Origin of the sequence: Pseudomonas anguilliseptica (assembly GCF_900105355.1) — a bacterium.
GTDB classification, from domain to species: Bacteria; Pseudomonadota; Gammaproteobacteria; order Pseudomonadales; family Pseudomonadaceae; genus Aquipseudomonas; species Aquipseudomonas anguilliseptica.
Genome location: NZ_FNSC01000001.1, coordinates 1,747,629 through 1,771,655 on the forward strand (window position 1 = coordinate 1,747,629; position 24,027 = coordinate 1,771,655).

A 24,027-nucleotide genomic window follows, 5' to 3' on the forward strand; every position below is an offset into this window, starting at 1 on the left:
TTCCTGACAGGTTGCAGCGATCTTATCGCTTTTGCCGCGCGCACCACAGTTTTATCCTGTGCCCATTGCCGTAGACGCGGGCATCACTGCCCGCCAAACGCGCCCGAATTTTCTGAGGAGAACGCCATGACTTCCTTGCGCACTGGCCCTGACGCCAACGGCCTGTTCGGCTCGTTCGGCGGCCAATATGTTGCCGAAACCCTGATGCCGCTGATCCATGACCTGGCCGAAGAGTACGAAAAGGCCAAGCTCGACCCCGAGTTCCAGAAGGAGCTGGCCTACTTCCAGCGTGATTTCGTCGGCCGCCCGAGCCCGCTGTATTTCGCCGAGCGCCTGACCGAGATGTGCGGCGGCGCGAAGATCTACTTCAAGCGCGAAGAGCTCAATCACACCGGCGCGCACAAGATCAACAACTGCATCGGTCAGGCCCTGCTGGCCAAACGCATGGGCAAAAAGCGCATCATCGCCGAGACCGGTGCCGGCATGCACGGCGTGGCCACCGCCACTGTGGCGGCGCGTTTCGGCATGGAATGCGTGATCTTTATGGGCACCACCGACATCGATCGCCAGCAGGCCAACGTGTTCCGCATGAAGCTACTGGGTGCCACCGTGATTCCGGTGGTCGCCGGTACCGGCACCCTGAAAGATGCGATGAATGAAGCGCTGCGCGACTGGGTAACCAACGTGCACAACACCTTCTACATGATCGGCACCGTGGCCGGCCCACACCCGTACCCGGCGATGGTACGCGACTTCCAGGCCGTTATCGGCAAGGAAACCCGCGAGCAGATCCTCGCCCAGGAAGGCCGTCTGCCCGACAGCCTGGTGGCCTGCATCGGTGGTGGCTCGAACGCCATCGGCCTGTTCCACCCGTTCCTCGACGATAAAGACGTACAGATCGTCGGCGTCGAAGCGGCCGGTTACGGCATCGAAACCGGCAAGCACGCCGCCAGCCTGAATGGTGGCGTACCGGGCGTGCTGCACGGCAACCGCACCTTCCTGCTGCAGAACGACGATGGCCAGATCATCGATGCCCACTCGATTTCCGCCGGCCTGGATTACCCCGGCATCGGCCCGGAACACGCCTGGTTGCACGACGTTGGCCGGGTTGAATACACCTCGGTGACCGACGACGAAGCCCTGGCCGCCTTCCACACCTGCTGCCGCCAGGAAGGGATCATTCCTGCCCTGGAAAGCGCTCACGCCCTGGCCGAAGCCTTCAAACGTGCGCCGACCTTGCCCAAGGAGCACCTGATGGTGATCAACCTGTCCGGGCGTGGCGACAAGGACATGCAGACCGTTATGCACCACATGGAAAACACTGTGCAGGAGAACCACTGATGAGCCGCCTGCAAACCCGCTTTGCCGAGCTGAAAGAGCAGAACCGCGCCGCTCTGGTGACCTTCGTCACCGCCGGCGACCCGAATTACGACGCCTCCCTGGCGATTCTCAAGGGCCTGCCCAAAGCCGGTGCCGATGTGATCGAGCTGGGCATGCCCTTCACCGACCCGATGGCCGATGGCCCGGCGATCCAGCTGGCGAACATCCGCGCGCTGGAAGGCGGTCAGGACCTGGCGAAAACCTTGCAGATGGTCCGCGCGTTCCGCGAAGGCGAGCAGATGACGCCGCTGGTGCTGATGGGCTACTTCAACCCGATCCACAAGTACGGCGTTGAGCGGTTTATCGCCGAAGCCAAGGAAGCCGGTGTCGATGGTCTGATCGTCGTCGACCTGCCGCCCGAGCATAACGCTGATCTGTGTGATCCCGCCCAGGCGGCGGGTCTGGACTTTATCCGCCTGACCACGCCGACCACCGACGACAAGCGTCTGCCCAAGGTGCTCAATGGCAGCTCCGGTTTCGTCTACTACGTCTCGGTCGCCGGTGTGACCGGTGCCGGCTCGGCCACCCTGAATCATGTCGAGCAGGCCGTTACCCGCCTGCGTCGTCATACCGATCTGCCGCTGTGCATCGGCTTCGGCATCCGCACCCCGGAGCATGCGGCGACCATCGCCCGTCTGGCTGAGGGCGTGGTGGTTGGTTCGGCGCTGATTGATCAGATCGCCAATGCCAGCAGCCACGAGCAGGCGGTGGATGGCGTGCTGAGTCTGTGCAGCCAACTGGCTGAAGGCGTACGCAGCGCGCGGGCCTGAGCGTCAGGCAACGCCACGGCGTTTCCAGATGAACGACATGGCATGAATTCGCCAGTCGACCTAGCCTGAGCAGTGACAACCTGCGGTAGTTCTACCGTGGGTTGTTCTGCATTAACGCTAGGAGTAGTGCCATGGCAAACCTAGACTTCATCGAACCTTCCTTGCCAAGCCCTGCCGTAGACACACCGCCGGCGCAGGCCTCGCCCCGCCCAAGAACGCCACTTCTCAATCGATCCCCGCGACAAGGCCAAGAGCGAACGCCGGCAGAGTGGTGAGCGCCGAGAAAGCATTCGTTTTGGAGAGGATCGACGCAGTCATCAGGATCGTCGCCCGCAAAACCCGGACTGGACCCAGGTCCTCGATATCTGGCGAGCGTTTGCAGCAGCTGTTCACATCTACCTCGGGCTCGCCCCCAACGTTTGGACCGTCTGATGAAAGCCGTTGATCAGAGCATAAACGCGCCGCTGCCCAGCCCCGATCCCAGCCCGACCTTGCTGCGTGTGTTGGCTAGCGCGTTGTTGGTGGCCGGGGTGGTGTTCATCGCCAGCCTGTTTGGAATTCTGACCCGGCCGCTGGGCTTTCTCGCCGCCTTCTGGCCCGCCAATGCGATCCTGCTTGGCCTGTTTGTGCGCTTTCCACGGCTGGCTTCGCGCTGGGGCTGGCTGGCCGCCATTGGTGGTTATATGGCGGCAGACCTGCTGACCGGCGGCAAACTGCCACTGACCCTGTGGCTGACTGCCGCCAACCTGGTGGGGGTGGCGACCGGCTTTTGGTTGTTTCGCCGGCTTGAGCCTGCTGACCGTATGCTACGACGGCCGCAATCTGTGCTCTACCTGTTCGGTATCTGCCTGCTCGCCGCGGTGCCCACGGCGTTGGTCGGTGCCGGTATCGCACCGGTGGCATTTGGCCAAAGCCTGCTGACCGGGCTGGAATTCTGGTTCACCACCGAGCTGGTCAACAGCCTGGTCGTGTTGCCGGTGATTCTCACCGCGCCGGTCTGGTCGTTGAAGGCCATGCGCATTGGTCGTCCCGTGCGGCGTTGGCGGGCCGATCTGCTGCATCTGACACCGCTGCTCGCGCTGATCCTGTCAATCGTGGCGGGCCTGCTTGTGCGCGGCCCGGGGGCGATTGCCTTCCCGATTCCGGCGTTGCTCTGGTGTGCGCTGACGTACAGCCTGTTCGGTACCGTGCTGCTGACTCTGGCCGTCAGTATATGCATCCTGATTGCCGTCTCGACCGGTGTGCTGCACGCCCCGCCCAGTTCGGAGTTTATCTACTCCACCCTGTCGGTACGCCTCGGTGTGATCTTCCTGGCGCTCGGCCCCCTTACGGTGGCCAGTATCAATGCCGCGCGCAACGAATTGCTGCGTACCCTTGACTATGCCGCCAACCATGATTCGCTGACAGGCACTTTGTTGCGTCGGGCCTTTATCGAGCGCAGCGAGGCCTGCATTGCGCAGCAGCGCGAGCGTTCAGCGAGTGTCGCGGTGCTGATGCTGGATATTGACCATTTCAAGCGGATCAATGATCAGTACGGGCATGCATCGGGGGATACGGCGCTGATTGAGTTTGTCGCCGCCATCACCCCGGCGCTGCGTGCCGAGGATCTGCTGGGGCGGCTGGGCGGTGAGGAGTTTGCCGTGCTGATGCCGGATGTCAGCCTCGACGCCGCGCTGCGGGTTGCCGAGCGGCTGCGCAGTCAGGTGCAGGCGCACCCGGTAGCGCTGGACAGTGGCGAGACGATCAACCTGACGGTCAGTATCGGTTTGAACTGGCAGGCCGATGCCGGCACAGAGCTGAGGGCGATGTTGCTGAGCGCCGATCAAGCGCTCTACCAGGCCAAAGCTGCCGGGCGCAACCAGACCGTAAGCCTTTAACCCGCGTTGGCAAAACCGTTGCCGCAGTGCTTGCGGCAGGGGTGTCGGCTGGCGTCCAATAGCCCACCCCTTGCTCTAGAGTCTCGCCATGTCACGTTCACCTGTAGCTCGCAAACCCCGCGCCAGTAGTCAGAGCCGCATCGCCGGTATTCTGGTCGCTGCCCGTGAGTTGCTGGCCGAGCAGGGCGTAGCTGGCCTGTCGATCTACAGCGTGGCCGAGCGCGCGCAGATTCCGCCGTCTTCGGTCTATCACTTCTTTGCCAGTGTGCCGGCCTTGCTGGAAGGGCTGACGGCGGATATCCACGGCGCGTTTCGCGCCTGCCTGCAGGAACCTATCGAGCATGCGCAGCTGCGTGACTGGCGTGATCTGTCGCGTTTAGTGGAGCAGCGCATGCTGGCGATCTATGCCGCCGATGCCGCTGCGCGCCAGTTGATTCTGGCGCAGCACGGCCTTGCGGAGGTGACTCAGGCAGATCGGCAGCACGACATCGAGCTTGGGCAGTTGATGCAGCAGTTGTTCGACCACCACTTCCCGTTGCCGCAGCTGCCGGAGGATGTCGATGTATTCGCCCTGGCCATGGAGTTGGGCGACCGCGTCTATGCGCGCTCGGTGCAGTTGCACGGCGAAATCACCCCGCGTATGGCTGAGGAAGGTATGCGGGTGTTCGATGCCTATCTGAGTTTGTACCTGCCGCCCCATCTGCCAAAACGCAACCTGTAGGAGCGGCCTTGGCCGCGATGGCGGACACCGCTGATCGCGGGCAAGCCCGCTCCTACAACCGCTGGATTCACAGCGCCTTTTCAAACACCTGCGAGTTGCGCTGGTAGTTGTACAGCGAGGCGCGCGCAGCCGGCAGGCGGTCGACGCTGCTGGGCATAAAGCCGCGTTCGCGGAACCAGTGGGCCGTGCGCGTGGTGAGTACGAACAGGGTCTTCAGGCCCTGGGCGCGGGCGCGCTCCTCGATGCGTTCGAGCAGCTCATCACCGCGTCCGCCGTGGCGGTAGGCCGGATTCACCGCCAGGCACGCCAGCTCGCCGAAATCCGAGTCGGCAATTTGGTACAGCGCGGCGCAGGCGATGATCAGCCCTTCGCGTTCGACAATGCTGAACTGTTCGATCTCGCGCTCCAGCACCTCGCGTGAGCGGCGCACCAGAATGCCCTGGTCTTCCAGTGGGGTGATCAGCTCCATCAGCCCGCCAACATCCTCGATGGTTGCTTCGCGCAGCGATTCGAACTGCTCCTGCGCCACCAGGGTGCCGTTGCCGGTGCGGGTGAACAGCTCGCTGAGCAGTGCGCCATCTTCGGCATAACTGACGATATGGCTGCGCCGCACTCCGGCTTTGCAGGCTTCGGCGGCGGCGTCGAGCAGTTCGGCCTGGTAGCTGCTGCCCAGGCGTTGCAGGTGTGCGGGTACCTGCTGCGGGCGCAGTTCGCGTACCAGCTTGCCGGCTTCGTCGAGCAGGCCGCATTCGGCGCCGAACAGCAGCAGCTTGTCGGCATCCAGGTCGATGGCGGCACGGGTGGCGACGTCTTCGCAGGCCAGGTTGAAGATCTCCCCGGTGGGCGAATAACCGAGCGGTGACAGCAGGACGATGCTGCGCTCATCCAGCTGGCGGTTGATGCCCTTGCGGTCGATGCGCCGTACTTCGCCGGTGTGGTGATAGTCGACGCCATCGACCACGCCGATCGGCCGCGCGGTGACGAAGTTGCCGCTGGTGATGCGCAGGCGCGAGCCCTGCATCGGCGAGCGCGCCATATCCATCGACAGGCGTGCCTCGATGGCGATGCGCAGCTGGCCGACGGCGTCGATCACGCATTCCAGGGTCGGGCTGTCGGTGATCCGCAGGTCACGGTGAAAGCGTGGAGTCAGGCCGTTACTGGCCAGACGTGCCTCAATCTGCGGGCGTGAGCCATGCACCAGCACTAGGCGCACGCCGAGGCTGTGCAGCAGCACCAGATCGTGGACGATATTGCCGAAATTCGGGTGGGCAACGCCCTCGCCCGGCAGCATCACCACAAAGGTGCAGTCGCGGTGGGCATTGATATAGGGCGAAGCGTGGCGGAGCCAGTTGACGTGGTCGTGCATTGCTTGAAGAACCTGTGTCGAATACGGAACGCATGGGAGGGGCGCAGAGTCGCGCCAGGCGGCAGCCGAGAGCAGCGGTTTTATCGTCGCAGTTGGGGCAGCTTCACGCGTTCTCTCCTCCGGATGACTCAGGTTGTTTGGCTTGCAGGCAGTAATGTTCGATCAGCTGTTGCAGCAGACGCACAGTAGGCTGCAAACGTGACATTTCCAGGTACTCGCCGGGCTGGTGGGCGCAGTCGATATCGCCGGGGCCGAGTACCAGGGTTTCGCAGCCAAGCCGCTGAAGATAAGGCGCTTCGGTGGCAAATGCCACCGCTGTGGCGCTATGCCCGGTCAGGCGCTCGGCAATGCGCACCAGTTCACTGGCTGCGTCTTGCTCGAAGGGCGGCACACTGGGGAACAGTGGGGCGAAGTCGATCTTCACCTGATGCTGCTGAGCTAACGGTTGCAGCTTCTGGCGAATAGCCGCGCGCAGGGCTTCCGGCTGCATGCCCGGCAGCGGGCGCAGGTCGAACTCCAGTGAGCACTGTCCGCAGATGCGGTTGGGGTTGTCGCCGCCGTGGATGCAGCCGAAGTTCAGCGTCGGCGTGGGCACGCTGAATTGTGGGTTGTTGTATTCGCGCTGCCATTGCGCACGCAGGCCACGCAGCTCCAGCATCACGTCTTGCATGGCTTCCAGGGCGCTGTGGCCGAGGCTTGGGTCGGAAGAATGGCCGCTCTGCCCGAGAATATCGATGCGCTCCATCATGATGCCCTTGTGCAGGCGAATGGGCTTGAGGCCGGTCGGCTCGCCGATCACCGCGGCGCGGCCTAGCGGCCGTCCGGCCTCCGCCAGGGCGCGGGCACCGGACATCGAGCTTTCTTCATCGCAGGTGGCGAGAATCAGCAGCGGCTGCTGGAAACGTTGCGTCAGCAAGGGTTGCACGGCTTCGATGATCAGGGCGAAGAAACCCTTCATATCGCAGCTGCCGAGGCCCACCCAGCGGCCGTCGACTTCGGTGAGCTTGAGCGGGTCGGTCTGCCACAGCGCGGCGTCGAACGGCACGGTGTCGCTGTGGCCGGCCAGTACCAGGCCGCCAGGGCCACTGCCATCGCCTGCGCAGATAAAACCGTGCAGCGGGTGTTTAGAGGAAAACGCCGCGCAGAATGTAGAAGAACAGGATCGACAGGGCAGCACCCACGGGCAGGGTAATCAGCCAGGACATAAAGATCTTGCCGATCACGCCCAGGTTCAACGCGCCGATACCGCGGGCCAGGCCGACACCGAGCACTGCACCGACCAGGGTGTGGGTGGTGGACACTGGCAGGCCGATGGCCGAAGCACCAACCACGGTGGTGACAGTGGCCAGTTCAGCGGCGAAACCACGGCTTGGGGTCAGCTCGGTGATTTCCTTGCCGATGGTGGCGATCACCTTGTAGCCATAGGTGGCCAGACCAATCACGATACCCACCGCGCCGAGCAGCAATACCCAGCCAGGCACGGCCGACTTGGCGCCAACGGCCATCTCGCCGCCGGACTGGATCACCCCGACAATCGCTGCCAGTGGGCCGACGGCGTTGGCCACGTCGTTGGAGCCGTGGGCAAAGGCCATGGCGCAGGCGGTGAAGATCATCAGCACGGCGAAGACCTTCTCCACGCTGGCGTAGTGGAAGTTCTTGTCCGCTTCGACGTCGATCTTGATCCGACTGAGCAGGACGATACCCAGCAGCATGACCAGGCCGCCAACACCCAGTGAGAGGAAGAAGCCTTCAGTGGCGGAGAGGTTCAGGCCGATATGCTTGAGGCCCTTGGTCAGGGTCATGATGCTGACCATAAAACCAGTGGCAAACATATACAGCGGCACGAAGCGCTTGCCGTTGCGGAAGGGGTTGTCGGTGTCGATGATCAGCTTCTGCACGCTGACAAACAGGCCGAAGGCGACGATACCGGACAGCACCGGAGACACTACCCAGCTGGCCACGATTGGGCCAACGCCGGCCCAGTTCACCGCATCCATGGACACGCCAACGGCGGCAAAGCCGATCACCGCGCCGACGATGGAGTGGGTGGTGGAAACCGGCCAGCCCTTGGTAGAAGCCACCAGCAGCCAGGTACCAGCCGCCAGCAGGGCCGACATCATGCCCAACACCATCAGGTCTGGGCTGATCATCGACGCATCGACGATACCGCTCTTGATGGTTTCGGTGACTTGGCCGCCGGCCAGGTAGGCGCCGGCGAACTCGAAGACCATGGCAATCAGGATCGCCTGTTTGATGGTCAGGGCTTTGGAGCCCACCGAGGTGCCCATGGCGTTGGCCACGTCGTTGGCGCCCACCCCCCAAGCCATGAAAAAGCCGAAGAGACAGGCAAGCAGCAGCAATACGAGGCCGTAGTCCGCAATCAGAGACATAAATAATTAATCCGTAGATTCCAGAAAGGACACTGGCGCTTAGCGCGCCAGCAGTTGTTCCAGTCGGTTGCCGACACGTTCGGCACGATCGGCTACGTCGCCGATCCATTCGATGATCTTGTAGAGGAACATCACATCAACAGCGGGAAGGTCCTTCTCCAGTTTGAACAGCGCACGCCGCACTTCGATCTGCATCTTGTCGGTGTCGCGTTCGATCTGTTCCAGCTCCATGACCATGGATTCGACCAGCGCCGCTTCACGGCCACCAAAGCCGCTTTCCAGCAGCTCGTCGAGCTCGTTCATGGCTTTCAGGGCCTGGGCGCTGGCATCCACGGTGCGTTGCACAAAGGCGCGCATCAGTGGCTGCAGAGCCTGCGGAATAGCCATTTCGCGGCCGAGCATGAGGCCGGCGATGTCCTTGGCGCGGTTGGCGACTTTGTCCTGTACACTCAGCAGCTCAAGCAGATCCGAGCGCGGTACGGGCAGGAACAGGCTCTTGGGCAGGTGCAAACGCACACTTTTCTTGAGCTTGTCGGCCTCATGTTCGAGGCTGGCCATTTCCTGTTGTACCTGTTCCACCTTGGCCCAATCTTCCACCATCACGGCATCGAAGAAGGGCACCAGATTGGCTGCGCACTCGTGGGCTTTGGCAAAGTGTTTTTGCATCGGCCCAATCGGTGAACGGCCAAACAGGCTGGCAAATGGATTGACTGGCATAGGGTGAGCCCCGGCGTTAAGAAGGCGGCAAGTATACGGATCAGTCCGCAGGCTCGCCAGCGCATGTAATCGGACTGTCACAATTTCATAGTAGGCGTTGATTCCCACCATCATGAACAAAGAAACCGAAATCAAACTGCGGGTTAGCCGTGAAACCCTGGCCGCCCTGCGTGATCACCCGTTGCTGAAGAAGCGCAACAAGAGTGGTTGGGATCAGCGCGAACTGTTCAATCAGTACTTCGATACCCCCGAGCGTGATCTGGCCGCCGCCAAGGTGGCCCTGCGCGTGCGGCGTGACGGTGAGCAGTTTATTCAGACCCTGAAAACCCGCGGGCAGAGCGTGGCCGGCTTGTCGGAACGCAATGAGTGGGACTGGTATCTGGCCAAGGCCAAGCTGGACCTGAAGAAACTTGATGACAGCTGCTGGCCGGTGGCTCTGGCCGAACTGGACAAGAAGCAGCTGGTGCCGATCTTCACCACCGACTTTATTCGCGAGAAGGCGGAAATCGCCTGGGGCCGTGGCAAGGCCAAGGTAGTGATCGAAGCCGCGCTGGACCTGGGCAAGGTGATTGCCGGCGAAGGCGAAGAGGAAATCTGCGAGCTGGAGCTGGAGCTGCGTCAGGGTGAACCTGAGGCGCTGTTGGAATTTGCCGCCGAGCTGGCGGCTGACCTGGCGCTGATGCCCTGCGATATCAGCAAGGCTGAGCGCGGTTATCGCCTGTTCGATGCTGGCAGCTACAGCCTGAGTCTGCCGGCGCCAAGCCTAAGCGCGGAAACCAGCCTGGATGACAGCGTTGCGGCATTGGCTTGGCACCTGCTGGGCAGTAGCCAGCGTCTGGCCGAGCAGTACCGCTTCAATGGCCACTGGCGTTTGCTGGTCGACTGGTTGGAGCAACTGATCGGCCTGCGCGCACTGCTCAGCAGTCTTGGTCAGGCCGCGCCGCGTGCCAGCAGCCATGCTTTGCGTGAGCTATTGGATGGCTTGCTGCTGGAATGGCGTCCGCGCGTCCTGGCTGGCCAGGACGATGACAGCCTGCGCAAAAACGCCCCGGCGTTGTTCGCCGCTGAACTGCAGGGCAATCGCTGGGGCCTGTTCTCGCTGAACCTGTCGCGCTGGCTGTTGGCCCGCAGCTGGACTGTGGAGCGCAACAACCGGGGCAATCGCCAGGGCGCTGCGCCACTGGGCAACTGGTTGCCGACGCTGATTGCTGAAGAGGGCGCGGCCCTGCAGTTGCGCCGTTATCAGCAGCAGCCGGAAGACCTCGCCGAACAGCTGCCGCGTATTGAGCGCTTGCTGGTCTGGCTGCATCTGGCCCGCGAGGTGCTGGAGGTGGCGGAAGTCGACCGTCTGTACGGTGAGCTAAACAAGTTGGTTGAATTGGCCAACCAGCCCATCGATCCAGACGTGCTGGCTGCGCGCAAGGCGCAGCTGCTGACCATCGGCTCCCTCAAGGCCTGGCGTCAGTTGGTCAAGTAAGCGCCCGGTCTTTTGTGGGAGGCGCTGGGCGGCATTCCGCTTTAGCGGCGAGCCTGTTGTTTTTGTCGCGGCTACGACTGCATGGATGCAGGAGGTAGTGCGAAGCAGGATGCCCAAGCCGAAAGCCCCTCCCACCTATCTGTTTTCATTCAACTGCCATCACGAAAGCGCGCCCAGACCGCGTCGCGGATCGCGCCGTGTTTTTCGGGCAGGGTTTCCAGCGGATGCAGGCGGCGCTTGGTGTCACTATCCGGGTAGAGACCGGGTTGGTTGCGCAGGGTTTCGTCGAGAAACTCGCGGGAATCGGCATTGCCGCTGGGGTACAGGGTTTCGGCTGTAATCAGCGCGGCCACTTCAGGTTGCATCAAGTAATCGATAAAGCGGTGCGCGAGGTCGGGGCGTTTGGCGCTGCTGGGGATCACCAGGTTGTCGATAAACAGGACTGAGCCTTCGTCAGGCACCAAAAAACGCACCGGCTGGCCTGCGTCAGCCGCCGCCAGCGCGTCGCCGACCCAGGCCATGGCTACACACAGTTTGCCTTGGTTGAGGTCATCAATGTAACGCTCGCTGTCGACATAGCGCAGGTTTGGCCGCAAGCCATCCAGCACCTGGCTTGAGCGCTCAATACGGCTCGGTGCGCTGCGCGCCAGGCTGCGACCTTGGTAGTTGAGCAGCAAAGTCAGGGTTTCATCGGGGGCGTCAAGCACGCTGATGCCGCAGCTTGCCAAGCGCGAACTCTGCTCGGCATCGAACGGCAGGCTCCAACTATTGGGCAGCGGGCCGCCGAAGGCCGCTTCAGCTTGTGGGGTATTGATCGCCAAGCCCACTGCACCCCAGAGATAGGGCACGGCGTGACGATTGGCTGGATCGCGCGCAGCCAAGGTGCTGAGCAGATGTTTATCCAGGTGCTTACGGTGCGGCAATTGGGTGAAATCCAATGGCTGGATCAAGCCCTTCTTGATCAGGCCGGGCAGGGAATCATGGGACGGCACCGTCACATCAATCGCTTCTCCGCTGGCCAGCGCCGCATCCAGCTCTTCAGCGGTGCTGAAGAGCTGGTAATCGACGCGAATGCCGGTTTTCGCCTCGAAATCCTTGAGTGCCTGTGGGGCGATGTAGTCGTTCCAGCTGTAGACGCGAATCACCTCCTCGGCGCTGGCCAGCAGCGGCGTCAGGGCAAGCAGCAGTAAGGCAAACAGGCGTGGCATGGAGATCTCCCGAGCAAGTTGATGTCGCGTCAGTAGGAATTCGCGGCGCAGCTTAGGCGTTATCGCGCCATGATGTGGATAAATATGGCATGTGCTGCGCAGTGGGCGTAATAAAGAATGGCCAGGAGCCATTATTAACGTCGCGAGGCGACGGCCCGCAGGGTGGCCGCCATGGAGGGCAGGCCATAAAAAAACGCCGGCTCAAGGGCCGGCGTTGGGCGTTGCGTCAAACCGTGTGCAGGTACCAGTTGTATTCAAGGTCAGAGATCGAGTTTTCGAACTCGGCCAGCTCGCTTTCTTTACAGGCCACGAAGATGTCGATGTATTTCGGGTCGATGTAGCGTGCCAATACTTCGCTGTCGTCCAGCTCGCGCAGGGCGTCACGCAGGTTGTTCGGCAGGCTTTGCTCGTTCTGCTCGTAGGAGTTGCCTTCTACCGGTGCGTTTGGCTCGATCTTGTTGGTCAGGCCGTGGTGCACGCCCGCCAGTACGGCCGACATCAGCAGGTAGGGGTTGGCGTCGGCGCCGGCCACGCGGTGCTCAATGCGCACGGCATCGGCTGTGTCATTGGGTACGCGCAGCGCAACGGTGCGATTGTCGATGCCCCAGCACGGCGAGTTCGGCACATAGTATTGCGCGCCGAAACGACGGTAGGAGTTGACGTTCGGGCAGAGGAAGGCCATCGAGGCCGGCATGGTTTCCAGCACCCCGCCAATGGCGTGGCGCAGGGCGTCATTCTGCACTGGGTCGTCGCAGGCGAAGATGTTGTTGCCCTGCTTGTCGAGAATCGAGATATGCACGTGCAGCCCGTTACCCGCCTGGTTGGGGTAGGGCTTGGCCATAAAGGTGGTGTCCATCTCATGGTCATAGGCGATGTTCTTGATCAGGCGCTTGAGCAGTAGCGCGTGGTCGCAGGCCTTGATCGGGGCGGCGACGTGGTGAAGGTTGACCTCGAATTGCGCTGGAGCGCTTTCCTTGACGATGGCGTCAGCAGGGATGCCCTGCTCCTTGGCGCCTTCGAGGATGTCCTGCAGGCACTCGGCGTATTCGTCGAGGTCATCGATCAGGTACACCTGGGTCGACTGTGGGCGTTTGCCCGACAGCGGCGACAGTGGTGGCTGTGGACGGCCGTTCACGTTGGCCTGGTCGATCAGGTAGAACTCGATTTCGAAGGCTGCGCAAATGGTAAGGCCCAGTTCGTCGAACTTCGTAACCACCTGGCGCAACACTTCCCGTGGGTCGGCAAAGAACGGCTCGCCTTCCATTTCATGCATGGTCATCAACAGCTGCGCGGTTGGGCGCTTCTGCCATGGTTCATTGCTCAGGGTGTTGGGGATGGGAAAGCAGACCCGGTCGGCGTCGCCGATATCCAGACCTAGGCCGGTGCTTTCCACCGTCGAGCCGTTGATATCCAGGGCGAACAGCGAAGCCGGGAGATTAATGCCGCGCTCGTAAACCTTATGCAGGCTCGCACGCTCGATACGCTTGCCGCGCACCACACCATTCATATCTGCGATCAGAAGGTCGACGAACAGGACCTCAGGATGTTTCTTAAGGAACGCGTTCGCTTCGTTAAGCTGAACGGCACGCGGGGGTACCGACATGATGCAACACCTTTTATGTTAAAAATATCAATCATGCAACTGCGCGGGTGTGAGTCAATCTTAAACACCAGATGCTGTCAAGAGAGGCGCATTTTGCCCCAAAAGGGGGCTTGGTGGCCAGTTTTAGGGCATTGCAGGGCAGTGCAGCCCTGCTCAAAGCCTTGTCTGCCGGGGTGCTCAGTCGGGTGTGTTCAATTTTTTACATGACTATTGTGAAAAAAAATGAACAAGGCTAAGCTCGGTCGAAACCCATAACAGCAATAAAACGGGTGTCTCATGTCGCGCCAGCCGATTATCGGCGTTAGTGCCTGCACCAAGCAGATCGGGCACAACATCTACCACACCGCAGGCGATAAATACTTGCAGGCCATCGTTCAGGTGGTTGGCGGTATGCCAGTGATCATTCCCGCACTGGGCGAGCAGCTTGATCAGGCTTACCTGTTGCAGCACCTCGATGGCCTGGTGTTTACCGGCTCGCCATCCAACGTTGAACCACGCCACTATGCTGGCGATGCCAGCGAACCCGGCACCGCCCATGACCCGGCGCGTGACAGTACGACTCTTCCTTTGATTAAAGCAGCAATTGTCGCCGGTATCCCGGTGCTCGGTATTTGCCGTGGCTTTCAGGAGATGAATGTGGCCTTCGGTGGCGCGCTGCACCAGCGTGTACACGAGGTTGCAGGGCTGATGGATCACCGCGAGCCCGGTGACCTGTCCGCAGAACAGCAATATGGCCTGCGTCACGCGCTGCATGTGCAGCCGGGCGGGCTGCTCGCCGGCATCGGCTTGCCGGACGAGATTCAAGTCAATTCCATTCATGGCCAGGGCGTTCAGCGTCTGGCGCCGGGCCTTCGCGTAGAAGCACTAGCGCCTGACGGGTTGATCGAAGCCTTCTCCGTCGAAGGTGCCAAAAGCTTTGCATTGGGGGTGCAATGGCACCCTGAATGGCAGGTACGATCCAACCCGAATTATCTCGCCATCTTCCAGGCCTTTGGTGGGGCTTGCAGGAAGAAGGCGGGGCAACGCTGAGCCGACTATATATAGGTCGGCTCTCACCAACCCTGAGGTCTCTATGAGTACCAAACTAGACCAGCTTTCGAGCTGGCTGAAAGAACGCAAAATCACCGAAGTTGAATGCCTGATCAGCGATCTTACCGGCATTGCCCGTGGCAAGATTTCGCCGACCAACAAGTTCCTCGACGAGAAGGGCATGCGCCTCCCCGAGAGTGTGCTGCTGCAGACCGTGACCGGCGACTACGTCGAGGACGACATCTATTACGACCTGCTCGACGAAGCGGACATCGATATGTTCTGCCGCCCGGACGAGAACGCCGTATTCCTCGTGCCCTGGGCCATTGAGCCGACTGCGATGGTGATCCACGACACCTTCGACAAGCAGGGCAACCCGATTGAGCTGTCGCCGCGCAACATTCTCAAGAATGTGCTCAAGCTCTACGCGGACAAGGGCTGGAAGCCAATCGTCGCGCCGGAAATGGAGTTCTACCTGACCAAGCGCAACAGCGACCCGGATTTTCCACTGGTCGCCCCGATGGGTCGTTCCGGTCGTCCGGAAGTGGGCCGTCAGTCGTTCTCCATTGATGCCGCCAACGAATTCGATCCGCTGTTTGAAGACGTGTACGACTGGTGCGAAATCCAGGGCCTGGATCTCGACACGCTGATCCATGAAGACGGTCCGGCGCAGATGGAGATCAACTTCCGTCACGGCGAGGCCCTGCACCTAGCCGACCAGATCACCGTGTTCAAGCGCACCATGCGTGAAGCCGCGCTCAAGCACGATGTGGCCGCCACCTTTATGGCCAAGCCGATTACCGATCAGCCGGGCAGCGCGATGCACATCCACCAGAGCGTGGTTGACATCAAAACCGGCAAGAACCTGTTCTCCAATCCGGATGGCAGCATGAGCGAGCTGTTCATGCTGCACATCGGTGGCCTGCAGAAATACATCCCCGAGCTGTTGCCGCTGTTCGCACCGAACGTCAACTCGTTCCGCCGCTTCCTGCCCGATACCTCGGCGCCGGTGAACGTCGAGTGGGGCGAAGAGAACCGCACTGTGGGCCTGCGTGTACCGGAAGCCGGGCCGCAAAACCGCCGCGTGGAAAACCGCCTGGCCGGTGCCGATGCCAACCCTTACCTGGTGCTGGCGGCTTCGCTGCTGTGCGGCTACATGGGCATGGTCGGCGACTTCAAACCAAGCGCGCCGGTCAAGGGCCGCGCCTACGAACGTCGCAACCTGCGCCTGCCGATCACCATCGAGCACGCCCTGGAGCGCATGGAAGCCTGTAAGGAAGCGGAGAAATACCTCGGCGACAAGTTCATGCGCGGCTATGTCGCGGTGAAGCGCGCCGAGCACGAGAACTACAAGCGGGTCATCAGCTCCTGGGAGCGTGAGTTCCTGCTGCTGTCGGTGTAACCGTTAGGTGGCTGGCGTGGGTGATCCCTGCGCCAGTCACTGCCAAGAATTTTTATCGGGCTGCAACGCGCAGCCTGTGTAAGCAAGGTGTCGTTATGAACAGTCAAGTGACCAACCCGAAAACCCGCGAGTGGCAGGCCATGAGCCGCGAACACCACCTCGCGCCGTTCAGCGATTTCAAACAGCTGGCGGAAAGTGGGCCGCGCATCATTACCCAGGCTGACGGGGTGTACCTGTGGGACAGCGAGGGCAACAAGATCCTCGATGCCATGGCCGGGCTCTGGTGTGTGGCGATCGGCTATGGTCGAAAGGAGCTGGCAGACGCCGCGGCGAAACAGATGCAAGAGCTGCCCTACTACAACATGTTCTTCCAGACCGCCACGCCGCCCGCGCTGGAACTGGCCAAGGCGATTTCTGAGCTGGCTCCGGCCGGCATGAACCACGTGTTTTTCACCGGTTCGGGTTCGGAAGGCAACGACACCATGCTGCGTATGGTGCGCCATTACTGGGCGATCAAGGGGCAGCCGAACAAGAAGGTGATCATCAGTCGGGTGAACGGTTACCACGGCTCCACCGTGGCTGGCGCCAGCCTGGGTGGCATGCAGTACATGCATGAGCAGGGCGACCTGCCGATTCCGGGCATCGTGCACATCCCCCAGCCGTACTGGTTCGGTGAAGGCGGCGATATGAGCCCCGAAGCGTTCGGTATCTGGGCCGCCGACCAGCTGGAGCAGAAGATCCTCGAAGTCGGCGAAGAGAATGTCGCCGCCTTTATCGCCGAGCCGATCCAGGGCGCGGGCGGCGTGATCATTCCGCCGGACAGCTACTGGCCGCGCATCCGCGAAATCCTTGCCAAGTACGACATCCTGTTTATCGCCGATGAAGTGATCTGCGGTTTCGGTCGTACCGGCGAGTGGTTCGGCAGCGATTATTTCGGCAACACCCCGCACATGATGACCATCGCCAAGGGCCTGACCAGCGGCTACATCCCCATGGGTGGGCTGATTGTGCGCGACGATATCGTCGAGGTGCTCAATCAGGGCGGAGACTTCAACCACGGTTTTACCTATTCCGGGCACCCAGTGGCTGCTGCGGTGGCTCTGGAGAACCTGCGCATTCTGCGTGAAGAAAAGATTGTTGAACGGGTCAAGGCAGAAACGGCACCGTACTTGCAGAAGCGTTTGCGTGAGCTGGCCGATCACCCGCTGGTGGGTGAAGTGCGTGGCGTCGGCATGTTGGGCGCCATCGAGCTGGTGCAGGACAAGGCCAGCCGCAAGCGCTTCAGCGCAGATGTGGGCGTTGGCATGATCTGCCGCGGTCACTGCTTTAATAATGGTCTGATCATGCGCGCCGTAGGCGACACCATGATCATTTCGCCGCCGCTGGTAATCAGCTTTGCTGAGATCGACGAGCTGCTGGAAAAGGCCCGAAGATGCCTCGATCTGACCGCTGCAGAGGTGCTGGTTTAAGGTTTAATAATCTTTGGTTTCAGATGCTTACGTCTGAATGTTGTCAGCCGGGGTGTGACCTTGCCAGACTGCGCTAATGCGTAGGTCAGGCTCACCTGAAGGTGTTGCAGATGGCTGCGCATCTTTCGGATATGACTACAACAACAGGAGCTGTACGCATGAAAACTTTCGGCAAAACCCTTCTCGCGTTGTCCCTTGCTGGGGCTGTGGTGAGTACCGCACACGCGGATGACAAAGTCCTTCACGTTTACAACTGGTCCGACTACATCGCAGAAGACACCATCGACAACTTCCAGAAGGAAACCGGCATCAAGGTCGTCTACGACGTCTTTGACAGCAATGAAACCCTGGAAGCCAAATTGCTGGCCGGCAGCTCCGGTTACGACGTCGTCGTACCGTCCAACCCATTCCTGGCCAAGCAGATCAAGGCTGGTGTTTACCAGAAGCTGGACAAGTCCAAGCTGCCAAACTGGGAAAACCTTGATAAGAACCTGCTCAAGGCCCTCGATCCGAGCGATCCGGGTAACCAGTACTCGATTCCCTACATGTGGGGCACTATCGGTATTGGTTACAACGTCGACAAGGTCAAGGCTGCGCTCGGCGCGGACGCACCGGTCAACTCCTGGGATCTGGTGTTCAAACCGGAGAACATCGCCAAGCTGAAAGACTGCAGCGTGTCGTTCCTGGATTCGCCGACTGAAATCCTCCCGGCGGCACTCAACTACCTGGGCTTCAAGTCTGATAGCACCGACGCTGGTGAGCTGAGGAAAGCCGAAGAACTGTTCCTCTCGATCCGTTCCTCGACCTCCTACTTCCACAGCTCCAAGTACATCGGCGACCTGGCCAACGGCAACATCTGCGTGGCCATCGGCTATTCGGGCGACCTGTACCAGTCCAAGTCCCGTGCTGAAGAAGCCAAGAACGGCGTGAACATCTCCTACAGCATCCCGAAAGAAGGTGCTGGCAGCTTCTTCGACATGATGGCCATCCCGGCTGATGCGAAAAACGTCGAAGCCGCTCACGTGTTCCTCAACTACCTGATGAAGCCAGAAGTCATGGCCAACATCACCAACTTCGTGCAGTTCCCTAACGGCAACGCCGCGGCCACCCCGCTGGTTGACGAAGCACTGCGTAACGACCCGGGCATTTACCCGGACGCGGCCACCATGGCCAAGATCTACACCTTCCCGGATCTGCCAGCTAACGCGCAACGCGCAATGAACCGCAGCTGGACCAAGATCAAATCGGGTCAGTAATGCCATAGCCCTAACGGTGTGCGGCGGGTTGCTCCGCCGCATTCACCCACAACAATAAGGAAGCTCCTATGCGTCGTACTCCACTTCTGGCTGGCCTGCTGGCCGCCGCCGTCAGCATCAGCGCCGTGCAAGCCGCTGAGCCTGTGGTCAATGTCTACAACTGGTCTGACTATATCGGCGAAACCACCCTGGCCGATTTCCAGAAGGCTACTGGCATTAAAGCCATGTATGACGTGTTCGACTCCAACGAAACCCTGGAAGGCAAACTGCTGGCGGGCCGTTCCGGCTACGACATCGTGGTGCCGTCCAACCATTTCCTCGGCAAGCAGATCAAGGCGGGTGCGTTCCAGAAGCTCGACCGCAGTCTGCTGCCGAATTGGGAGAACCTTGACCCGGTGCTGCTCAAGCAACTGGAAGTCAACGATCCCGGTAACCTGTATTCGGTGCCGTACCTGTGGGGTACCAACGGTATTGGCTACAACGTGGCCAAAATCAAGGAAGTGCTTGGGGTCGACGAGATCGACTCCTGGGCCAGGATCTTCGAGCCGGAGAACCTGAAGAAACTCAACGCCTGTGGCGTGGCCTTCATGGACTCTCCAGACGAGATGTTCCCTTCCGTCCTCAACTACATGGGCCTCGACCCGCGCAGCACTAATCCTGAGGACTACAAGAAGGCCGAGGCCAAGCTGATGGCCGTGCGTCCTTACGTCACCTACTTCCATTCCTCGAAGTACATCGGTGACCTGGCCAATGGCGACATCTGCGTAGCGTTCGGCTACTCCGGCGACGTATTCCAGGCGGCGGCACGCGCTGAGGAAGCGGGCAAGGGCATCGAGATCGCCTACAGCATTCCCAAGGAAGGCGCCAACCTGTGGTTCGACATGATGGCCATCCCGGCCGATGCGAAGAACGTCAAGGAAGCGCACGCCTTTATCAACTACCTGCTCGACCCCGCAGTGATCGCCACGGTCAGCGACTATGTCGGCTATGCCAACCCAACCCCCAAGGCCGGCGAGCTGATGGACCAGGAAGTGCGTAACGATCCTTCGATTTATCCATCGCAGGCCGTGTTGGACAAACTCTACATCTCCGCTGAGTTGCCGCCGAAGATCCAGCGTGCCATGACTCGCGCCTGGTCGAAGATCAAGTCGGGCCAGTAAGCGGAAGCTGAAAGACCCCGTACGCCAGGCCGGGCCTGAGCGTACGGCCCGCTGCGCCAAGCGCGGCAGATTATATTCGGGTCAGTGACCCAATTTTTGCGGGGGTTTTGGTAATGGCAGTTGCTTCCAGTGCCTATAAAAAGGTTCTCGAGGGTGATCAGCAACCGAAAGAGGTGCTGGTCAAGATCGAGCGTGTGACGAAGAAGTTCGACGAAACCATCGCGGTTGATGACGTTTCGCTGACCATCAACAAAGGCGAGATATTTGCCCTGCTTGGTGGCTCCGGCTCGGGTAAATCGACCCTGCTGCGCATGCTCGCCGGCTTCGAACGTCCGACCGAAGGGCGCATTCTGCTCGACGGTGAAGACATCACCGACCTGCCGCCCTACGAGCGGCCGATCAACATGATGTTCCAGTCCTACGCGCTGTTCCCGCACATGAGCGTGGCTGACAACATCGCCTTTGGCCTCAAGCAGGACAAGCTGCCGAAAGCCGAAATCGCCGCCCGCGTCGAAGAAATGCTCAAGCTGGTGCACATGACCCAGTACGCCAAGCGTAAGCCGCACCAGCTTTCCGGTGGTCAGCGTCAGCGTGTTGCTCTGGCGCGCTCGCTGGCCAAACGGCCGAAACTGCTGCTGCTCGACGAGCCCATGGGTGCTTTGGACAAGAAGCTGCGTTCGCAGATGCAGCTTGAGCTTGTCGAGATCATCGAGCGCGTCGGTGTGACCTGCGTCATGGTGACCCACGACCAGGAAGAGGCCATGACCATGGCCCAGCGTATCGCCATCATGCACCTGGGCTGGATCGCGCAGATCGGCAGCCCGGTGGACATCTACGAAACCCCAACCAGTCGTCTGGTCTGCGAATTTATCGGCAACGTCAACCTGTTCGAAGGCCAGGTGGTCGAGGACATGGAAGGCCATGCGCTGATCGCTAGCCCGGATCTGGAACGCAATATCTACGTCGGCCACGGCGTCAGCACCTCGGTGCAGGACAAGAGCATCACCTACGCCATCCGCCCGGAGAAGCTGATCGTCACCACCGAGCAACCGACCTGCGAATACAACTGGTCGCGCGGCACCGTGCACGATATCGCCTACCTCGGCGGCCATTCGGTATTCCACGTATTGCTGCCAAGCGGCAAGGTGGTTCAGTCCTTCGTTGCCAACGCCGAACGGCGTGGCGCACGGCCTACCTGGGACGACGAAGTGTTCGTCTGGTGGGAGGACGATAGCGGGGTGGCATTGCGCTCATGAACATTATCCGAAGCATCAGCCGCCGTATGCCCAAGGGCCGGCACCTGGTTATCGGGGTGCCGTTCCTCTGGCTGTTCCTGTTCTTCATGTTGCCGTTCTTCATCGTTCTGAAGATCAGCTTCGCCGAAGCCGACGTAGCCATCCCGCCCTACACCGACGTGTACAGCTGGGCGGAAAACAAGCTCACCCTAATCATCAATCTGGGTAACTACATCTTCCTCAGCGAGGATGCGCTGTACCTGGCGGCCTATCTGGGCTCGCTGAAGATGGCGACAATCAGCACCCTGCTCTGCCTGGTGATCGGTTTCCCCATGGCTTATGCCATCGCCCGTGCCGACAAGGACAAGCAGATGGTCCTGTTGCTGCTGATCATGATGCCGACCTGGACGGCGATCCTGATCCGCGTGTATGCCTGGATGGGTATTCTCAGCAATAACGGCCTGCTCAATGGCTTCCTGATGTGGCTGGGGCTGATCAACGAGCCGTTGCAGATCCTCAACACCAACCTGGCGGTGTACATCGGTATTGTCTATTCGTACCTGCCATTCATGATCCTGCCGCTGTTTGCCAACCTGGTAAAACACGACCAGAGCCTGCTGGAAGCTGCAGCGGACCTGGGTTCGAGCACCTTCAACAGCTTCTGGAAGATCACCGTGCCGCTGGCCAAGAACGGCATCATCGCCGGCTGCATGCTGGTGTTTATCCCGGTGGTGGGTGAGTTCGTGATTCCTGAACTGCTCGGCGGCCCGGAGACCCTGATGATCGGCAAGGTGCTGTGGCAGGAGTTCTTCAACAACCGCGACTGGCCTGTTGCCTCTGCTCTGGCTGTGGTGATGCTGGCGATCCTGATCGTCCCCATCATTCTGTTTAACCGCAACCAAGCTAAAGAAATGGAGGGTCGGCCATGAAGCGTTTCAGTTTCTCCAACATCATGCTGTGGGCCGGCCTGACCTTTATCTACCTGCCGATGCTGATCCTGGTGCTCTACTCGTTCAACGCCTCGCGGCTGGTAACGGTGTGGGGCGGCTGGTCGGTGAAGTGGTACGTCGGCCTGCTCGACAATACCCAGCTGATGAACTCGGTGATGCGCTCGCTGGAAATCGCCTGCTACACCGCGATTGCCGCCGTAGCGCTGGGCACCATGGCCGCCTTCGTGCTGACCCGCGTCACCCGCTTCAAGGGCCGCACGCTGTTCGGCGGCCTGGTCACCGCGCCGCTGGTGATGCCCGAGGTGATTACCGGTCTGTCGCTGCTACTGCTGTTCGTGGCCATGGCCCAGCTGATCGGCTGGCCTGCCGAGCGTGGCGTGCTGACCATCTGGATCGCCCACACCACCTTCTGTTCGGCCTATGTGGCGGTGGTGGTGTCGTCGCGCTTGCGTGAGTTGGACCTGTCCATCGAAGAAGCGGCCATGGACCTGGGCGCCAAACCGTGGAAGGTGTTCTTCCTGATCACCATCCCGATGATTGCGCCTTCGTTGGCGGCCGGCGGCATGATGTCCTTTGCCCTGTCGCTGGACGATCTGGTACTCGCCAGCTTCGTCTCTGGGCCGGGTTCGACCACTCTGCCGATGGAAGTCTTCTCTGCCGTGCGTCTGGGCGTGAAGCCGGAAATCAACGCCGTGGCCAGTCTGATCCTGCTGGCAGTGTCATTCGCCACCTTCCTGGTGTGGTTCTTTGCCCACCGTGCCGAAGAGAAGCGCAAGAAGGCCCTGCAGCAGGCCATGGATGAAACCACTGGCGCTGCGCTGATGACCGGCCCGGACAGCCGTCGTGATCCGTCCCAGGTGCATGCCTGATCGCACCCCGGCGTAACACCCACAAGGGCCACATTCGTGGCCCTTGTGCTTTCTGCTCTGCGTTATCCGGCGCCTGCCAGCAGTACTGGCCAGTCATCCCGGCCGTTGTTGCGCCCACCCCTGATCTTGGTTACAACCTCAGCTATCAGTCGTCCGGATTGCTTCCATGACCGATTCAAACAGCACTGACAGCGCGGTGTACAAGACCCTGTTGGAGTCGACAAAGGCCATCCCTTGGAAGATCGACTGGGCCAGCATGACCTTCGCCTATATCGGCCCGCAGATCGAGACTCTGCTGGGTTGGCCGCAGGCCAGTTGGATCAGCGCCAACGACTGGGCCGAGCGCATGCACCCCGACGACCGCGACACGGTGGTGGCTTTCTGCGTCTCGCAGTCCCAGGCCGGCACTGACCATGAGGCCGACTACCGCGCCCTGACTCGCGATGGCCGCTATGTGTGGATTCGCGATGTGGTGCACGTGCTGCGCAACGAAGCCGGCGAGGTGGAGTCGCTGATCGGCTTTATGTTCGACATCAGCGAGCGCAAGCAGACCGAGCAGCAGCTGCTGCAATTGCAGCAACAGCTCGAAGAGCTGTCCTACCTCGACGGCCTCACCGGCGTGGCCAACCGGCGCATGTTCGACAACCGTCTGCAGGTGGAGTGGAGCAACGCTCAGCGCACCGGCCAGCCGCTGTCGCTGATCCTGCTGGATATCGACTACTTCAAGGAATACAACGACCACTACGGCCACATCCAGGGCGATGATTGCCTGAAAAGCGTCGGCCAGGCCCTGAGCGGCGCAGCCGTGCGCCCGCGTGACCTGATGGCCCGCTATGGTGGTGAAGAGTTTGTTCTGCTGCTGCCGGAAACCGATGCCCAGGCTGCGGTCCAGGTTGCCGAACGCTGCCGCCAGTTGATCCGCGAACAGAATATTCAGCACGCCCATTCCCAGGTCGGGCCGTTGCTGACCTTAAGCCTGGGCGTTGGCACCCTGACGCCCGGTCCGCTTGACCAGCCCCAGGCCTTTATCGAAACAGTCGACCGCCTGCTCTACAAGGCCAAACACCAGGGCCGCAACTGCGCGGTGCTGGCCGCAGTGCCATAAGCCAGAGCGTAGGGTGGATGACGCTGTACCCATCCACCACGAT

General features: G+C 60.9%; 19 protein-coding genes and 1 pseudogene. 14 read left to right on the top strand and 6 right to left on the bottom strand.

Annotated features, from left to right (window positions below; translation table 11 throughout):
* Positions 1-126 precede the first annotated feature (126 nt).
* The 4 genes from trpB to BLW24_RS08470 all read left to right on the top strand — a co-directional run bounded on the left by trpB (position 127) and on the right by BLW24_RS08470 (position 4,748).
* The gene (gene trpB, locus BLW24_RS08455) at positions 127-1,341 is read left to right on the top strand and encodes a tryptophan synthase subunit beta (protein WP_090379126.1); all 1,215 of its coding nucleotides are present in this window, start codon (positions 127-129) and stop codon (positions 1,339-1,341) included.
* Positions 1,341-2,150: a tryptophan synthase subunit alpha gene (gene trpA, locus BLW24_RS08460; protein WP_090379129.1), complete on the top strand. Its 810-nt coding sequence runs from the start codon at positions 1,341-1,343 to the stop codon at positions 2,148-2,150. Before trpB ends, trpA begins: the two co-directional genes overlap by 1 nt.
* Before the next feature lie 431 nt (positions 2,151-2,581).
* Positions 2,582-4,027 carry a GGDEF domain-containing protein gene (locus BLW24_RS08465; RefSeq protein WP_090379132.1) on the top strand — a complete coding sequence of 482 codons (1,446 nt, stop codon included), beginning with the start codon at positions 2,582-2,584 and terminating at the stop codon, positions 4,025-4,027.
* 88 nt (positions 4,028-4,115) lie between these two features.
* Positions 4,116-4,748 (top strand): TetR/AcrR family transcriptional regulator, encoded by a 633-nt coding sequence (locus tag BLW24_RS08470; protein WP_090379134.1) that lies wholly within the window; start codon positions 4,116-4,118, stop codon positions 4,746-4,748.
* A 67-nt stretch (positions 4,749-4,815) separates the two neighbouring features.
* Here BLW24_RS08470 and argA read toward each other — a convergent pair whose 3' ends face one another.
* The 4 genes and pseudogenes from argA to BLW24_RS08490 all read right to left on the bottom strand — a co-directional run bounded on the left by argA (position 4,816) and on the right by BLW24_RS08490 (position 9,221).
* A complete protein-coding gene (gene argA / locus BLW24_RS08475) occupies positions 4,816-6,114 on the bottom strand; it encodes an amino-acid N-acetyltransferase (protein ID WP_090379137.1) in 1,299 nt (432 codons plus the stop codon).
* 103 nt (positions 6,115-6,217) lie between these two features.
* Positions 6,218-7,219, bottom strand: a pseudogene (gene argE / locus BLW24_RS08480) (acetylornithine deacetylase); the annotation flags it as partial.
* A 19-nt stretch (positions 7,220-7,238) separates the two neighbouring features.
* A complete protein-coding gene (locus BLW24_RS08485) occupies positions 7,239-8,504 on the bottom strand; it encodes an inorganic phosphate transporter (RefSeq protein WP_090379145.1) in 1,266 nt (421 codons plus the stop codon).
* A 39-nt stretch (positions 8,505-8,543) separates the two neighbouring features.
* Complete coding sequence (locus BLW24_RS08490) at positions 8,544-9,221, bottom strand: TIGR00153 family protein (RefSeq protein WP_090379148.1); 678 nt, start codon at positions 9,219-9,221, stop codon at positions 8,544-8,546.
* A gap of 112 nt (positions 9,222-9,333) precedes the next feature.
* On the opposite strand from BLW24_RS08490, the gene BLW24_RS08495 reads away from it, so the two are divergent.
* A complete protein-coding gene (locus BLW24_RS08495) occupies positions 9,334-10,698 on the top strand; it encodes a CYTH domain-containing protein (RefSeq protein ID WP_090379151.1) in 1,365 nt (454 codons plus the stop codon).
* A 149-nt stretch (positions 10,699-10,847) separates the two neighbouring features.
* Here the strand turns inward: BLW24_RS08495 and BLW24_RS08500 are convergent, their stop codons facing one another.
* Together BLW24_RS08500 and BLW24_RS08505 are read right to left on the bottom strand one after the other, a co-directional pair.
* Positions 10,848-11,906: an extracellular solute-binding protein gene (locus BLW24_RS08500; RefSeq protein WP_090379155.1), complete on the bottom strand. Its 1,059-nt coding sequence runs from the start codon at positions 11,904-11,906 to the stop codon at positions 10,848-10,850.
* 226 nt (positions 11,907-12,132) lie between these two features.
* Complete coding sequence (locus tag BLW24_RS08505) at positions 12,133-13,509, bottom strand: glutamine synthetase family protein (RefSeq protein WP_090379158.1); 1,377 nt, start codon at positions 13,507-13,509, stop codon at positions 12,133-12,135.
* Between the two features lie 276 nt (positions 13,510-13,785).
* Here BLW24_RS08505 and BLW24_RS08510 point away from each other — a divergent pair, with 276 nt between their 5' ends.
* From BLW24_RS08510 to BLW24_RS08550, 9 genes are all read left to right on the top strand, one after another.
* Complete coding sequence (locus tag BLW24_RS08510) at positions 13,786-14,538, top strand: gamma-glutamyl-gamma-aminobutyrate hydrolase family protein (protein WP_090379160.1); 753 nt, start codon at positions 13,786-13,788, stop codon at positions 14,536-14,538.
* A gap of 43 nt (positions 14,539-14,581) precedes the next feature.
* Entirely contained in the window at positions 14,582-15,940 is a 1,359-nt protein-coding gene (locus BLW24_RS08515) for a glutamine synthetase family protein (RefSeq protein WP_090379163.1), read from the top strand.
* 95 nt (positions 15,941-16,035) lie between these two features.
* The gene (locus BLW24_RS08520) at positions 16,036-17,409 is read left to right on the top strand and encodes an aspartate aminotransferase family protein (RefSeq protein ID WP_090379166.1); all 1,374 of its coding nucleotides are present in this window, start codon (positions 16,036-16,038) and stop codon (positions 17,407-17,409) included.
* Between the two features lie 158 nt (positions 17,410-17,567).
* Positions 17,568-18,665: an extracellular solute-binding protein gene (locus BLW24_RS08525; protein WP_090379169.1), complete on the top strand. Its 1,098-nt coding sequence runs from the start codon at positions 17,568-17,570 to the stop codon at positions 18,663-18,665.
* Between the two features lie 68 nt (positions 18,666-18,733).
* The gene (locus tag BLW24_RS08530; protein WP_090379171.1) at positions 18,734-19,825 is read left to right on the top strand and encodes a polyamine ABC transporter substrate-binding protein; all 1,092 of its coding nucleotides are present in this window, start codon (positions 18,734-18,736) and stop codon (positions 19,823-19,825) included.
* 113 nt (positions 19,826-19,938) lie between these two features.
* On the top strand, positions 19,939-21,081 hold the full coding sequence (potA, locus tag BLW24_RS08535; RefSeq protein ID WP_090379174.1) for a polyamine ABC transporter ATP-binding protein: 1,143 nt from the start codon (positions 19,939-19,941) through the stop codon (positions 21,079-21,081).
* 26 nt (positions 21,082-21,107) lie between these two features.
* Positions 21,108-21,989 carry an ABC transporter permease subunit gene (locus tag BLW24_RS08540; RefSeq protein WP_167360443.1) on the top strand — a complete coding sequence of 294 codons (882 nt, stop codon included), beginning with the start codon at positions 21,108-21,110 and terminating at the stop codon, positions 21,987-21,989.
* Positions 21,986-22,879, top strand: coding sequence for an ABC transporter permease subunit (locus BLW24_RS08545; RefSeq protein WP_090379180.1), 894 nt, complete (start codon positions 21,986-21,988; stop codon positions 22,877-22,879). The genes BLW24_RS08540 and BLW24_RS08545 overlap by 4 nt, the downstream gene beginning before the upstream one ends.
* Before the next feature lie 166 nt (positions 22,880-23,045).
* Positions 23,046-23,984: a sensor domain-containing diguanylate cyclase gene (locus BLW24_RS08550; protein ID WP_090379183.1), complete on the top strand. Its 939-nt coding sequence runs from the start codon at positions 23,046-23,048 to the stop codon at positions 23,982-23,984.
* The last annotated feature ends 43 nt before the right edge of the window (positions 23,985-24,027 follow it).

Excerpts from the sequence above, each read along its gene's own strand:
- BLW24_RS08465 (WP_090379132.1), top strand. The coding sequence starts at position 2,582 with ATGAAAGCCGTTGATCAGAGCATAAACGCGCCGCTGCCCAGCCCCGAT.
- BLW24_RS08485 (WP_090379145.1), bottom strand. The coding sequence starts at position 8,504 with ATGTCTCTGATTGCGGACTACGGCCTCGTATTGCTGCTGCTTGCCTGT.
- BLW24_RS08540 (WP_167360443.1), top strand. The coding sequence starts at position 21,108 with ATGCCCAAGGGCCGGCACCTGGTTATCGGGGTGCCGTTCCTCTGGCTG.
- BLW24_RS08490 (WP_090379148.1), bottom strand. The coding sequence starts at position 9,221 with ATGCCAGTCAATCCATTTGCCAGCCTGTTTGGCCGTTCACCGATTGGG.
- BLW24_RS08515 (WP_090379163.1), top strand. The coding sequence starts at position 14,582 with ATGAGTACCAAACTAGACCAGCTTTCGAGCTGGCTGAAAGAACGCAAA.
- BLW24_RS08505 (WP_090379158.1), bottom strand. The coding sequence starts at position 13,509 with ATGTCGGTACCCCCGCGTGCCGTTCAGCTTAACGAAGCGAACGCGTTC.
- BLW24_RS08470 (WP_090379134.1), top strand. The coding sequence starts at position 4,116 with ATGTCACGTTCACCTGTAGCTCGCAAACCCCGCGCCAGTAGTCAGAGC.
- BLW24_RS08500 (WP_090379155.1), bottom strand. The coding sequence starts at position 11,906 with ATGCCACGCCTGTTTGCCTTACTGCTGCTTGCCCTGACGCCGCTGCTG.
- argA (WP_090379137.1), bottom strand. The coding sequence starts at position 6,114 with ATGCACGACCACGTCAACTGGCTCCGCCACGCTTCGCCCTATATCAAT.
- BLW24_RS08545 (WP_090379180.1), top strand. The coding sequence starts at position 21,986 with ATGAAGCGTTTCAGTTTCTCCAACATCATGCTGTGGGCCGGCCTGACC.
- BLW24_RS08520 (WP_090379166.1), top strand. The coding sequence starts at position 16,036 with ATGAACAGTCAAGTGACCAACCCGAAAACCCGCGAGTGGCAGGCCATG.
- BLW24_RS08530 (WP_090379171.1), top strand. The coding sequence starts at position 18,734 with ATGCGTCGTACTCCACTTCTGGCTGGCCTGCTGGCCGCCGCCGTCAGC.
- BLW24_RS08510 (WP_090379160.1), top strand. The coding sequence starts at position 13,786 with ATGTCGCGCCAGCCGATTATCGGCGTTAGTGCCTGCACCAAGCAGATC.
- trpA (WP_090379129.1), top strand. The coding sequence starts at position 1,341 with ATGAGCCGCCTGCAAACCCGCTTTGCCGAGCTGAAAGAGCAGAACCGC.
- BLW24_RS08495 (WP_090379151.1), top strand. The coding sequence starts at position 9,334 with ATGAACAAAGAAACCGAAATCAAACTGCGGGTTAGCCGTGAAACCCTG.
- potA (WP_090379174.1), top strand. The coding sequence starts at position 19,939 with ATGGCAGTTGCTTCCAGTGCCTATAAAAAGGTTCTCGAGGGTGATCAG.
- BLW24_RS08550 (WP_090379183.1), top strand. The coding sequence starts at position 23,046 with ATGACCGATTCAAACAGCACTGACAGCGCGGTGTACAAGACCCTGTTG.
- trpB (WP_090379126.1), top strand. The coding sequence starts at position 127 with ATGACTTCCTTGCGCACTGGCCCTGACGCCAACGGCCTGTTCGGCTCG.
- BLW24_RS08525 (WP_090379169.1), top strand. The coding sequence starts at position 17,568 with ATGAAAACTTTCGGCAAAACCCTTCTCGCGTTGTCCCTTGCTGGGGCT.